Genomic DNA, 13,187 nt, shown 5'->3' with positions numbered 1-13,187 from the left:
GGCCCGCATTCCGGCTGTTCTTCGCGTGTCGTTTCGGTCCCTCGCTCGTTGAATCGAAAGGCTTCTGTCGCTATCTATCGTCTGCGCACGCCGGGAGGCTGACAAGCTAGCCAAACGGCCAATTGCGCGACACCCGCGTCCGTGGGCGCTTCACTGAACCTGATGACCATGGCTTTACTGAACATCCTCAATTACCCGGACAAGCGCTTGCACAAGGTGGCGAAGCCAGTCGAGGTCGTCAACGACCGTATCCGCAAGCTCGTCGCCGACATGGCCGAAACGATGTACGCAGCGCCGGGCGTCGGCCTCGCCGCGACGCAAGTCGACGTGCACGAGCGCGTGATCGTGATCGACGTGTCCGACACGCACGACGAACTGCGCGTCTTTATCAACCCCGAAATCGTCTGGTCGAGCAACGAGCGCAAGACATCGGAGGAAGGCTGCCTGTCGGTGCCCGGCATTTACGACAGCGTCGAGCGTGCCGAGAAAGTGCGCGTGCGCGCGCTCAACGAAAAGGGCGAAACGTACGAGATCGACTGCGAGGGCCTGCTCGCCGTCTGCATCCAGCACGAGATGGATCACCTGATGGGACGCGTCTTCGTCGAGTATCTGTCGCCGCTGAAGCAGACGCGCATCAAGTCGAAGATGAAGAAACTCGCGCACGCGATGTGACGCGCGCGGCCCGCTTCATCGTTTCGACTTTGTTTCGCACCGTTTCATCAGGACGCTTCCGCTCATGAGCCATTCGTTGCGCGTTATCTTTGCGGGCACGCCCGAGTTCGCGGCCGCGGCGCTGGCTGCGATCCATCAGGCTGGCTTTGCCGTCCCGCTCGTGTTGACGCAGCCCGATCGGCCTGCCGGACGCGGCATGAAACTGCAGGCGAGTGCAGTGAAGCGCTACGCGCAGGAGCACGGTCTCGCGGTGGCCCAGCCGCCGTCGTTGCGCCGTAACGGCAAGTTTTCGGCTGAAGCGACGGCAGCAATCGATCTGCTGCGCGCGACGCCGCACGATGTGATGGTCGTTGCCGCGTACGGACTGCTGTTGCCGCAGGAAGTGCTCGATATACCGCCGCACGGCTGCATCAATATTCACGCTTCGTTGTTGCCGCGCTGGCGCGGCGCGGCGCCGATTCATCGCGCGATCGAGGCCGGCGACACCGAGACCGGCATCACGCTGATGCAGATGGATGCGGGCCTCGATACCGGCCCGATGATCGCCGAAACACGCACCGCGATTCACGACAACGACACCACGGCGACGCTGCACGACAAGCTTGCTGATGCGGGCGCGCGATTGATCGTCGAGGCGCTCGCGACGCTCGAACGCGACGGCAGCTTGCCCACTACGCCGCAGCCCGAAGCGGGCGCGACGTACGCGGAAAAAATCGGCAAGCACGAAGCCGCGCTGGACTGGCGGCGCACGGCGGACGAACTTGCGCGCCAGGTGCGCGCGTTCGATCCGTTCCCTGGCGGCGCGGCGACGCTCGATGGCGCGCCGCTCAAGATCTGGTCCGCTGCCGCGGTACCGTCGCCGCGTGCCTCAGCGGTGCCCGGCACGATTCTCGACGTCTCGCCTGAAGGCGTTGTCGTCGCATGCGGCGACGGCGCGCTACGCGTGACGCAACTGCAAAAGCCCGGCGGCAAACGGCTGCCGGCTCGCGAATTTCTGGCTGGCTCGACACTCGCCGCCGGCCAGCGCTTCGAACCGCCGGACGAACCGGGCCGACAATAACAGGCTGCGGCGCGCGCCGCCATCGTCCGTTTGGCCGACTCGCGCGGCGCTATAGCCGCGCGTTAGAATCGTCGACGCAACATGCCATTTTTCGAGGCCTTCATGTTCGGCATTACCCACTTCGGATTCTTTCTCGTCGCCGTTTTCCTGCTGAATGTCACGCCGGGTCCCGACACCGCGTACATCGTCGGCCGCAGTGTCGCGCAGGGGCGCGCGGCGGGACTGATGTCGGCGCTCGGTATTTCCGCCGGTTGCTGCGTGCACGCGCTCGCTTGCGCGTTCGGCCTGACGGCCGTGCTTGCTGCGTCGGCCACCGCGTTCACGGTGATCAAGTTCGTGGGCGCGATCTATCTGATCTATCTCGGCGTGCGGCTTGTGTTCGCGAAGCAGGCGGCAAGCACACCGGCGCGCGGCGCGGCGGATGCCACCGTCGCGTCGCGCACGTCGGCCGCTGCACCGAAGTCGATGCGCCAGTTGTTCCTGCAAGGCTTCATGACCAATGTGCTGAATCCGAAGGTCGTGCTGTTCTTCGTGTCTTTCTTTCCGCAATTCGTCAGCGCGGGCACCGATCGCAAGGTCATCGCCTTCCTCGCGCTCGGTGTCGTTTTCGTGCTGATGAGTACCGTGTGGAACAGCTTCGTCGCGTGGGTGGCCGGCAGCGTCACGCGCCGTTTCTCCGGCAAACCGGGCGTCAAGAAGTGGCTCGACCGTGTGGTGGGCAGTGCGTTTGTCGGACTCGGCGTGAAACTCGCCACGGCGTCGCGCTGATTGAATTTTTCCGGTATGCCCAAATCTAACAGTTAGCTTACAATCATTCGCCGTTATTGATGGCATGAAATGGGGTCTCGCAAGATCCCGCGTTCCGGGCAAGGAGTACTGGATATGTTCAACTGGGTTAAAACCGCGATGTTGATGGCCGCGATCACGGCGCTCTTCATCGTGATCGGGGGCATGATCGGCGGGCAGCGCGGCATGATGATCGCGCTGCTGTTCGCGCTCGGCATGAACTTCTTTTCATATTGGTTCTCGGACAAGATGGTTCTGCGCATGTACAACGCGCAGGAAGTCGACGAGACCACCGCGCCGCAGTTCTACCGGATGGTGCGCGAACTCGCCACGCGCGCGAGCCTGCCGATGCCGCGCGTCTATCTGATCGACGAAGACCAGCCGAATGCGTTCGCGACGGGCCGCAATCCGGAGCACGCGGCGGTCGCGGCTACCACCGGCATTCTGCGAGCGCTGTCGGAGCGCGAAATGCGCGGCGTGATGGCGCATGAACTCGCACACGTGAAGCATCGCGACATTCTGATCTCGACCATCTCGGCAACCATGGCAGGCGCGATTTCCGCGCTGGCGAACTTTGCGATGTTCTTTGGCGGCCGTGACGAAAATGGCCGGCCGGCGAATCCGATTGCCGGCATAGCGGTCGCGCTGCTCGCGCCGATCGCTGGCGCGTTGATCCAGATGGCCATTTCGCGCGCGCGGGAATTCGAAGCGGACCGCGGCGGTGCGCAGATTTCCGGCGACCCGCAAGCGCTCGCGTCGGCACTGGACAAGATCCATCGTTACGCGAGCGGCATTCCGTTCCCAACCGCGGAAGCGCATCCGTCCACCGCGCAAATGATGATCATGAATCCGCTGTCCGGCGGCGGCATCGCGAATCTGTTCTCGACTCACCCGTCGACCGAAGAGCGCATCGCGCGCCTGATGGAGATGGCTCGCACGGGCCGCTTCGATTAATACAGCGTTCGCGCGGAATCGGCGTTTCGCGATCGTGTCGGCCTTGCTGTAACCGCTGTCGGTCGATGCCAGCGCCGCTGTCGGTCGATGCTAGCGCCGATGCCGGTCGATGCTAGCGCCGATGCCGGCGCGAACGACATCGCGCGAGTCCCGCCAAAGCTCGCCCGATTTGCAACTGGCGCCCGCGCCCGGCTCCGCCTCGCTTGCCGTCAACTCAAGCCCAGGCGCCCGCGAGCCCGCCTTCAGCCCCTCAAGCACAAGCGAAGCCGCACAGCACCACTGTTGCTGATCGCGCACACATGCGCTGCCAGCGGTCAGTCCGCCGACCGTGCCACGCTACAATGTGCCGTTTAGACCGCGTGCACGCCACGTGCTACCCAGCCCCTGTTCATGATCCGAAAGCCGTCCCCGCGCGCCGCTCAACCCGCAGCGCGCGCTCATGAGCCGCGCCTTTCCACGCTGCCGCTTGCCCCCGAGTCGCTCGGTTTCGCGCTCGACTGTGCTGCGCAGGCGGTCGGCGCAGTGCGTCTTGGCGCTGCGTTGCCCGCGGCGCTCGGCACGGTCTTCGCATCCTTGCCCGAAGCGAGCGCTGCGGCATCGCACGGCGCGGTTCAGGACATCGCGTATCGAACGATGCGGCGTCTGGGGCTCGCCGAGTGGCTCGTCGCGAAGCTGGTGCGCAAGCCGCCTCCCCCGCATGTCGCGCATCTGCTCGCATGCGCATTCGCGCTGCTGGTCGACGACGAAGAGTCGGCGGCCTATACGCCTTTCACCGTCGTCGACCAGGCCGTCGGCGCGATCGGTGCGCGTCACGAGTTCGAATTTGCGAAGGGGCTCACCAACGCCGTATTGCGCACGTTCCTGCGTGAACGCAGCGCGCTGCTGGCCGAGTCGAAGCGCGACGAAGTCGCACGCTGGAACTACCCGACATGGTGGATCGATGCCGTGCGAAGAGCGTGGCCCGACACATGGCAAGTCATCCTCGAAGCGGGCAACACGCAAGGCCCGCTGACGTTGCGCGTGAATGCGCGCCGCTCGAACGTCGGCGCCTACGTGCAAACGTTACACGAGCGCCAGATCGCCGCGACGCAGATCGGCCCGCAAGCAGTGCGGTTCGATACGCCGATGCACGTCGACCGCATCCCCGGCTTTCGCGATGGCATCGTCTCGGTGCAGGACGCCGGTGCGCAACTTGCCGCGCAATCGCTTGGCGTCGAGAACGGCATGCGCGTGCTCGACGCATGTGCGGCGCCCGGCGGTAAAACTGGGCACCTGCTCGAGCTTGCCGATATCGACCTCGTCGCGCTCGAAAGCGACCGTTTCCGCGCGCAACGCATCGGCGAAAACCTGCAGCGGCTAGGGCTCAGCGCGGACATCCGCATCGGCGATGCAGGCAACCCATCCGCGTGGCACGACGCGGCCGAGCCGCTGTTCGACCGGATCCTGGCCGATGTGCCGTGCTCCGCATCGGGCATCGTGCGCCGCCATCCCGACATCCGCTGGCTGCGCCGCGCGGCCGACATCGCCGCACTCGTCGCCGAGCAGCGGCGCATTCTTGCCGCGCTGTGGCCGCTCGTGAAACCTGGCGGCGAGTTGCTGTATGTCACATGCTCGATCTTGCCCGATGAGGGCGAGTTGCAGGCACTGTGGTTTGGAAACAACCATCAGGATGCGGTACGATTGGACGCGCCGGGGCAACTGCTGCCCGCAGTCGCTCGCGCGCCCGCCGACACGTCGGCCGGTTCTCGCGCCGGAGGGACCACCGGCGCGAACCCAGACCACGACGGATTTTTCTACGCGCGCTTCCAGAAACGGTGATCATCAAACGCCTATTTCCGCTACGGCTCGCGGTCGCGCTCTGGATGGCGCTGGCCCTTTGCCTGACCGCAGCCGGGCCGGCGCGCGCCGATTCGATCGCGGTGCAGCGCGCGTCGCTGCAGTCGGACAGCAATGGATGGAGCCTCGATGCGCGATTCGAATTCGAGCTCAACAGCAACCTGGAGGACGCGGTCAATAAAGGCATTCCGCTCTACTTCACGACCGACTTCGAGCTGAGCCGTCCGCGCTGGTACTGGTTCGACGAGCAGCCGGTCAGCGTGTCGCAGAGCATTCGCCTGTCGTTCCAGCCGCTCACGCGCGAATACCGCGTGTCGACAGGCGGCCTGCAGCTCGGTTTCAGCTCGCTGAACGAGGCGCTGTCGGTGATCAAGCATGTGACGTCATGGCATGTGATCGATCGCAATCAGGTTCACACCGGGGAGACGTACACCGCATCGGTGCGCATGCAGCTCGATATCGCACTGATGCCCAAGCCGTTCCAGATCGACGCGGTGAATAACCGCGACTGGAATCTTGCTTCCGACTGGAAGCGTTTTACCTTCACGGTGAGCGATCGTGCTAAATAGAGTGCGCCGCGCCACCAGTGTCAGCAGCATCGTCGTTCGTTTGCTGGTGTCGACGGTGGCGGTCACGGCCGTCCTGCTGCTCGTGCTGCTTGCAGCCGCGAGCGCGAATACCGAATTCTTCGACCGCTATTACCAGTGGCTCTACACGGCCAATATCGCGGTCGCGTTGATCTTCATGGGCATCGTGGCGGTGCTCGTCGTCGTGATCGTCACGCGCTTGCGCAAGGGCAAGTTCGGCACGCGGCTGCTCGCGAAGCTCGCGTTCTTCTTTGCGCTCGTCGGCGTGGTGCCGGGCGGCATCATTTACATCGTGTCGTATCAGTTCGTGTCGCGCAGTATCGAATCGTGGTTCGACGTGAACGTGGAAACCGCGCTGACGTCGGGCCTGAGCCTCGGCCGCGGCATGCTCGATGCGTCGCTGTCCGATTTGCAGACGAAGGGGCGGCTCATGGCCGAGCAGCTCGCGAATGCGGACTCGGCCGGTACGACGCTCACGCTCTTGCGTCTGCGCGATCAGTTCGGCGTGCAGGACGCGACGATCGTCGAGCCCGTGCGCAGCATGTCGGGCGCATCGCCGGAGATGCACGTGGTGGCGCAGGCCACCGGCAATTACGCATCGCTCGTGCCGACCGACCTGCCCACGCCGCTGATGATCGAACAGGCGCGCGGCCGCGGCTTTGCGGCGATCGAAGGCGAAGTGGACGGCGATCCGCGCGCGCAGGGCAGCAAGGGCGTGCTGCGCCTGCGCATCGTGCAGCGCATTCCCGACGCCAACGCGACGCAGCTGCAACCGACCGACCGCTTCCTGCAGCTCACCCAACCGGTGTCGGCGTCGCTCGCGCGCAATGCCGACGCAGTGCAGCGCGCGTATCGCGAATATCAGGAAAAGTCGCTCGGGCGTACCGGCTTGCGCAAGATGTACATCGGCACGCTGACGCTCGCGCTGTTCCTCGCTACGTTTATCGCGATGATGCTTGCGCTCGCGCTCGGCAACCAGCTCGCGCGCCCGCTGTTCCTGCTTGCGCAGGGCACGAAAGAGGTGACCGAAGGCGACTACACGCCGAAGCGCGAAATCAAGTCGCGTGACGAACTGGGCTTTCTCACGCAGTCGTTCAATGCGATGACGCGGCAGCTTTCGGAAGCGCGCGCGGCCGTCGAAAACAACCGCATTGCGCTCGAGCATTCGAAGACCTATCTCGAGAGCATTCTCGCGAACCTGACCGCGGGCGTGTTCGTGTTCGACCGGCAGTTCAGGCTCACCACCGCGAACCGCGGCGCCGAGCGCATCTTCCGTCAGCCGTTCGCGACGGTGCTCGGTTCGCCGCTCGACCGGATCGCCGTATTGAGCGAATTCGGCGCGATGATCCGCAAGGCGTTTGCCGACCGCGAGGCGGCAAGCAGTGACAACGAGCATGACGACGGCCACTGGCAGCAGCAATTCTCGATGCAGGTGCCCGGCGAATCGGACCCGCTGACGCTGCTCGTGCGAGGCGCGCGGCTGTTGTCCGCGAGTGCGTCAGCGGCCGACGAGGCGGAAGACCGGCAGACGGCCGGCTACGTCGTCGTGTTCGACGATATCTCCGATGTGATCTCCGCGCAGCGTTCGATCGCATGGGGCGAAGTCGCACGGCGCCTCGCGCACGAGATCAAGAATCCGCTCACGCCCATCCAGCTCTCCGCCGAGCGCTTGCAGATGAAGCTCGCCGACAAGCTCGCGCCGCACGATGCCGATGTGCTGAAACGCGGCGCGACGACCATCGTCAATCAGGTCGCGGCGATGAAGCAGATGGTCGACAATTTCCGCGACTATGCGCGCACGCCGCCCGCGGTGCTCGCCAATTTGCAGCTTAATGAACTCGTAAGCGAAGTGCTGACGCTGTACGGCATCGAGGAAGGCAAGAGTGCGATCGCCGTCGAGATGGGCGAATTGCCCGTGATCCGCGGCGACGCGACGCAACTTCGCCAGGTGATCCACAACCTGCTGCAGAATGCGCAGGATGCGGTATCGGAAGCACCGCATCCGCGCGTGGTGCTCGAGACGCGGACAGTAGAATATGGCGATCCCGATGCGGACGGTAAAACACGCATCGCCGTGCGCCTCACTGTATCGGACAATGGACCCGGCTTTCCCGCGCGCATCCTCACGCGTGCGTTCGAACCTTATGTGACGACCAAAGCCAAAGGAACAGGGCTTGGCCTGGCGATGGTCAAGAAGATCGTCGACGAACACGGCGCGCGTATCGACATTCGTAACCGCCTCAAAGCGGGCGATGTGATCGAAGGCGCGCAGATCTCGATTCTCTTCCTTCAACTCGCGGACAATGCGGCGCCCGGCGATGGAACCCATGCGGGACCTGCAGCCGGATCGCAGACGGCGCGCAACGGCGCGTCGCAGGGAACGACAAAAGCAACAGTGCAGACAAGGGCAGCGTAAATGGCAACCATCCTGGTGGTAGATGATGAAATGGGCATCCGGGAATTGCTCTCGGAGATCCTCAGCGACGAAGGGCATGTTGTCGAAACCGCGGAGAACGCGCAGGACGCGCGCGAATCCCGCTTACGCCAGGCGCCTGACCTGGTACTGCTCGACATCTGGATGCCCGATACCGACGGCGTCACCTTGCTGAAAGAGTGGGCCGCGCAAGGGCAACTGACGATGCCCGTCATCATGATGTCGGGCCACGCGACGATCGACACCGCGGTCGAAGCGACGAAGATCGGCGCGCTGAACTTCCTCGAAAAGCCGATTGCGCTGCAGAAGCTGCTCAAGGCCGTCGAACAGGGGCTTGCGCGCGGCAGCGCGGCGCCAGCGCCAGGCGGTGCCGCGGCGAAGCCCGCATTGCCCGCGAATGCATCGGCGGTGGCGTCGGCTGCAGCATTGCCGATGCTTGCGGCCGATAACGCCGGCGGCGGCACATTGCCTGCGCAGCAGACCACGTCGATCTCGTTCGACATCCCGCTGCGCGACGCACGCGATGCGTTCGAGCGCGCGTACTTCGAGTACCACCTCGCGCGCGAGAACGGCAGCATGACGCGTGTTGCCGAAAAGACCGGGCTCGAACGCACCCACCTCTACCGCAAGCTCAAGCAGCTCGGCGTCGACCTCGGCAAGAACAAAAGCGAATGACGGCAAATTCAGGGAGGGGGCTTGAGGCGTACGGCATGCTTTGTTATACTCTCGCTTCTTCGTTGGCCCGGTAGCTCAGTTGGTAGAGCAGCGGATTGAAAATCCGCGTGTCGGTGGTTCGATTCCGCCCCAGGCCACCAGAATTCGGCCCCAGGACATCGCAAGATTCCTGGGGCTTGTTCTATCTGCCGCTCCTTGCGGCGTCGCGTGACTTTTCGTACGCCAAGGCCATGCCCGCCGCCGGGCCTGGCACCGTCGGCAGTGCACGGTGCCGCATGATAAAATTTCAAATATTCAAGGACTTGCACTGTCCGGTCGCAAGTCCTTTTTTGTTTTGATGCGGGGCTCAGTGCAGCGATCGTCGGCCGATCGTTGCCATCGGGCAGGCCTGCTCCACGCAGCGGGCCCTTGCCTATACTGCTTGAGCCGGCGCCCCGCTGGTACGAGTCAGGCCGAAGTTGATCATTTGAGCCCTCACGGAGTAACACGGTGACCCGTCGACACGCGAAGCGCAGCGCGCTGGTGCTGTTTTCCGGCGGCCAGGATTCGGCCACGTGCCTTGCCTGGGCGCTCGACCGTTATGAAACGGTCGAAACGCTCGGCTTCGATTACGGACAGCGTCACCGCGTCGAACTCGAATGCCGCGACGCGTTTCGCACGGCGATTGCCGGCGCATTCCCGCAGTGGGGCGCGCGGCTCGGCCGCGATCATCTGGTCGATCTGTCGGTGCTCGGCTCGATCAGCGATACCGCGATGACGCGTGCAATCGAAATCGAAACGGCCGCGAGCGGATTGCCGAACACGTTCGTGCCGGGCCGCAATCTGATGTTCATGACGATTGCCGCGGCGATCGCGTATCGGCGCGGTCTGCAGGTGCTCGTGGGCGGCATGTGCGAGACCGATTTCTCCGGTTACCCCGATTGCCGCGACGATACGATGAAGGCGCTGCAGGCTGCGCTGAATCTCGGCATGGACAGCCGCTTCGTCGTCGAGACGCCGTTGATGTGGCTCGACAAGGCCGATACGTGGCGTCTTGCGCATGAGCTCGGCGGCGACGCGCTCGTCGAACTGATTCGCGTCGAGACGCATACGTGTTACGTCGGCGAGCGCGCGCAACTGCACGACTGGGGCTTCGGTTGCGGCGAATGCCCCGCATGCCGTTTGCGCAAGCGCGGATACGAGGCGTATCTCGCGGGCGAACAGGTCAGCGAGCCGGTGTGAGCGGGGCTTCGGCGGCAACATTCATTAGAGCGCATCAGGCAGAACCAGCATGACGTACGCGGTCAAGGAAATCTTCTACACGTTGCAAGGCGAGGGCGCGAACGCCGGGCGCCCGGCCGTGTTCTGCCGGTTCGCCGGCTGCAATCTGTGGTCGGGCCGCGAAGAAGACCGCGCCGATGCGGTCTGCCGCTTCTGCGACACCGACTTCGTCGGCACCGATGGCGAAAACGGCGGCAAGTATCGCAGCGCCGGCGAACTCGTCGCGATGATCGCGTCGCTGTGGCCGGAAGGCGAAGGCCAGCGCTTCGTCGTCTGCACGGGCGGCGAGCCGATGCTGCAGATCGATCAGCCGTTCGTCGATGCATTGCATGCGGCCGGTTTCGAGATCGCGATCGAAACCAACGGCTCGCTGCCGGTGCTCGATACGATCGACTGGATCTGCGTGAGTCCGAAGGCCGATGCGCCGCTCGTCGTGACGAAGGGCAACGAGCTCAAGGTGGTGATCCCGCAGGATAATCAGCGTCTGTCCGACTACGAGAAGCTCGACTTCGATCACTTCCTCGTCCAGCCGATGGACGGCCCGTCGCGCGATATCAATACGAAGCTCGCCATCGACTGGTGCAAGCGCCATCCGCGCTGGCGTCTGTCGATGCAAACCCATAAGTACCTGAACATCCCCTGATCGCCGTGCTGACCATTACCCGAAAACTCGAATTCGACGCGGGCCACCGCATTCCCGACCATCGCAGCCAGTGCCGAAATCTGCATGGGCACCGCTATGTGCTCGAGATCACGCTGCAGGGCGATCTGGTCGAAACGGAAGGCGCGCCGGACCGCGGCATGGTGATGGATTTCGCCGACGTGAAGTCGCTCGCGATGGAGCATCTCGTCGAAAAGTGGGACCACGCGTTCATCGTCTACGAAGGCGACACGCAACTGCGCCGCTTTCTCGATTCGATGCCGGGCCACAAGACGGTCGTGCTCGACCGCATTCCGACCGTCGAAAATCTTGCGGCGGTTGCGTTCGGCATACTCGCGAACGTCTACGATGCGCACTACGGCGTGAACCTGCGGCTGCAGCGCGTACGCCTGTACGAAACGCCGAATTGCTGGGCCGATTTCGTACGCGAATAGCGTGCGCTTCGTAGCCGATACAAGCGTTATTGTCACGGTATGATCGTGCCGGCACGTGCTAGCCACGTGCCGGGGACGTACGCTTCATCATGTGCGCCTCATTAAATGCCATCACGTTGCAGTAGCCACCGGAGCGAGACCATGCCGGCCGCCACGACGCCCACCATCGCGCTGTCCGCAGAACCCTTCGTCGCGCAGCAGACGCAACGCGACGCACGCCGCTCGCGCCTTCCCGGCGCCGTTTCCCGACCATCTTGCGGCGCAACGTGCCGCGTGGAGACGCGCTCATGAGCACGTTTACGAATCCGCTCAAACTGCGCCTCAAGGACCCCGATCCGTTGTATGGACTGTGGCTGTCGCTAGGCAGCGCGAGCGCTGCCGAAGCGCTTGCGCATGCCGGCTTCGACTGGCTGCTGATCGACATGGAGCATTCGCCGAACGATAGCGTCGACGTCACCGACCAGTTGCGCGCGATCGCCGCTGCGCACTTGCCGAGCGAGCCGGTCGTGCGCGTGCCGGCGGCCGAGCCGTGGCTCGTCAAGCGCGTGCTCGATGCGGGCGCGCGCACGCTGATGTTCCCGAATATCGAATCCGCCGAAGAAGCCGCGTACGCGGTGCGGCTCACGCATTATCCGACGGCGGAATCGCCGGACGGGTTGCGCGGCGTGGCCGGCGCGGTGCGCGCGGCCGCTTATGGCATGCGCCGCGATTATCTGCAGAATGCGAACGCGCAGATCGCGACGATCGTTCAGATCGAATCGGCGCGCGCGCTTGCGCAGGTCGAGCAGATTGCGGCGGTGCCGGGCATCGATTGCCTGTTCGTCGGGCCGGCCGATCTCGCGGCAAGCCTCGGACACCTTGGCGATTCGAAGCATCCGGAAGTTCAGGAAGCAATGGCACATATCGTGCAAGTTGCGAAGAATGCACATATCGCCGCAGGCATCTTCGCGATGGACGTCGTCAATGCGCGGCAGTCTCGCGAGGCGGGCTTTCGCTTTATCTCGCTCGCCGCGGACGTGATGTGGCTGTTGCGCGTGACGCGGCAGTCGTTGCAGGAGGTCAGGTCATGAAGAAGATTTCGCCGCACGGGGCGCGCGCAGCGTCGCGTACCGGTGCCCTGTTTGCGCTGAGCGTGTCGGTGGCGCTCGCAGCAGCGACTGGCCTGACGGCAAGCGGTGCACGCGCGGCCGACGCCCAGGCGTTCAGTCAGAAGCCCGCCGCGGAAGCGGAAACGCAGACCGCGGTCGCCGACTACAACGCCGGCAATCTGACCTCGGCGCTTGCCGAATTCCGCAAGGCCGCGCAGCGCGGCAACCGTCTCGCCGAATTCAACTACGCGATGATGCTGCTGAACGGCGAAGGCGGCCCGGCCAATGTCGACGAAGGGAAGAAGTGGCTGCGCAAGGCCGCGGACGCGAACATGTCGCATGCGCAATACGTGTACGGCAAGATGTACGACGACGGCGAATTCGTGGGCCGCGATCCCGCGGAAGCGCATCAGTGGTTCATGAAGGCCGCGAAGCAAGGGCATGTCCAGGCGGAACTCGCGCTGGCCAACCAGTTTCTCGACGGCCGCGGCACGACGCGCGACAACCAGCAGGCGTTCGTCTGGTACAAGAAGGCGGCCGAAGGCGGCGACATGACCGCGCAATATGTGACGGGCTCGTTCTATGAACGCGGCGGCGACGGCGTCAAGCAGAACCTGAACGTCGCGCGCGCATACTATGCGGCCGCGGCGGCGCAGGGCGACCCGGCGGCGCGGCTCAAGTACCAGCAACTGAGCACGCAGTTGCGCGAGTCGCACGAAGCGAAGCCGCAGTAAGCGCCC

General features: G+C 64.3%; 13 protein-coding genes and 1 tRNA gene. All 14 read left to right on the top strand.

Going from position 1 to position 13,187, the window contains the following annotated elements:
* Nucleotides 1-168: 168 nt before the first annotated feature.
* The 14 genes from def to QYH69_RS18425 all read left to right on the top strand — a co-directional run bounded on the left by def (nt 169) and on the right by QYH69_RS18425 (nt 13,181).
* The gene (def, locus tag QYH69_RS18490; RefSeq protein WP_308833274.1) at nt 169-672 is read left to right on the top strand and encodes a peptide deformylase; all 504 of its coding nucleotides are present in this window, start codon (nt 169-171) and stop codon (nt 670-672) included.
* Between the two features lie 64 nt (nt 673-736).
* Nucleotides 737-1,732, top strand: coding sequence for a methionyl-tRNA formyltransferase (fmt, locus tag QYH69_RS18485; protein ID WP_308833273.1), 996 nt, complete (start codon nt 737-739; stop codon nt 1,730-1,732).
* Nucleotides 1,733-1,834: 102 nt separating this feature from the next.
* Nucleotides 1,835-2,500 carry a LysE family translocator gene (locus QYH69_RS18480; protein ID WP_308833272.1) on the top strand — a complete coding sequence of 222 codons (666 nt, stop codon included), beginning with the start codon at nt 1,835-1,837 and terminating at the stop codon, nt 2,498-2,500.
* Nucleotides 2,501-2,614: 114 nt separating this feature from the next.
* On the top strand, nt 2,615-3,472 hold the full coding sequence (gene htpX / locus QYH69_RS18475; RefSeq protein ID WP_075155460.1) for a zinc metalloprotease HtpX: 858 nt from the start codon (nt 2,615-2,617) through the stop codon (nt 3,470-3,472).
* Nucleotides 3,473-3,862: 390 nt separating this feature from the next.
* Nucleotides 3,863-5,290, top strand: coding sequence for a 16S rRNA (cytosine(967)-C(5))-methyltransferase RsmB (rsmB, locus tag QYH69_RS18470; protein WP_308833271.1), 1,428 nt, complete (start codon nt 3,863-3,865; stop codon nt 5,288-5,290).
* On the top strand, nt 5,287-5,877 hold the full coding sequence (locus QYH69_RS18465; protein ID WP_308833269.1) for a DUF4390 domain-containing protein: 591 nt from the start codon (nt 5,287-5,289) through the stop codon (nt 5,875-5,877). Before rsmB ends, QYH69_RS18465 begins: the two co-directional genes overlap by 4 nt.
* Nucleotides 5,867-8,311 carry a PAS domain-containing sensor histidine kinase gene (locus tag QYH69_RS18460; protein ID WP_308833268.1) on the top strand — a complete coding sequence of 815 codons (2,445 nt, stop codon included), beginning with the start codon at nt 5,867-5,869 and terminating at the stop codon, nt 8,309-8,311. Before QYH69_RS18465 ends, QYH69_RS18460 begins: the two co-directional genes overlap by 11 nt.
* Nucleotides 8,312-9,004, top strand: coding sequence for a response regulator transcription factor EsaR (gene esaR, locus QYH69_RS18455; protein WP_308833267.1), 693 nt, complete (start codon nt 8,312-8,314; stop codon nt 9,002-9,004).
* Between the two features lie 64 nt (nt 9,005-9,068).
* Nucleotides 9,069-9,144 (top strand) — tRNA-Phe (locus tag QYH69_RS18450).
* A gap of 349 nt (nt 9,145-9,493) precedes the next feature.
* Nucleotides 9,494-10,225, top strand: a complete 732-nt coding sequence (gene queC, locus QYH69_RS18445) for a 7-cyano-7-deazaguanine synthase QueC (RefSeq protein ID WP_308833266.1) — start codon at nt 9,494-9,496, stop codon at nt 10,223-10,225.
* Between the two features lie 49 nt (nt 10,226-10,274).
* Nucleotides 10,275-10,907 (top strand): 7-carboxy-7-deazaguanine synthase, encoded by a 633-nt coding sequence (queE, locus tag QYH69_RS18440; RefSeq protein ID WP_308833265.1) that lies wholly within the window; start codon nt 10,275-10,277, stop codon nt 10,905-10,907.
* A gap of 5 nt (nt 10,908-10,912) precedes the next feature.
* Entirely contained in the window at nt 10,913-11,359 is a 447-nt protein-coding gene (gene queD, locus QYH69_RS18435; protein WP_308833264.1) for a 6-carboxytetrahydropterin synthase QueD, read from the top strand.
* Nucleotides 11,360-11,646: 287 nt separating this feature from the next.
* Nucleotides 11,647-12,429, top strand: a complete 783-nt coding sequence (locus QYH69_RS18430; RefSeq protein WP_308833263.1) for an aldolase/citrate lyase family protein — start codon at nt 11,647-11,649, stop codon at nt 12,427-12,429.
* Complete coding sequence (locus QYH69_RS18425) at nt 12,426-13,181, top strand: tetratricopeptide repeat protein (RefSeq protein WP_308833262.1); 756 nt, start codon at nt 12,426-12,428, stop codon at nt 13,179-13,181. Before QYH69_RS18430 ends, QYH69_RS18425 begins: the two co-directional genes overlap by 4 nt.
* The last annotated feature ends 6 nt before the right edge of the window (nt 13,182-13,187 follow it).

Source organism: Paraburkholderia sp. SARCC-3016 (assembly GCF_031119615.1).
In the GTDB taxonomy this organism is placed as follows: Bacteria; Pseudomonadota; Gammaproteobacteria; order Burkholderiales; family Burkholderiaceae; genus Paraburkholderia.
The sequence above is the reverse complement of the archived record's forward strand: the minus strand, read 5'-3'. Positions and strand labels throughout refer to the sequence as shown.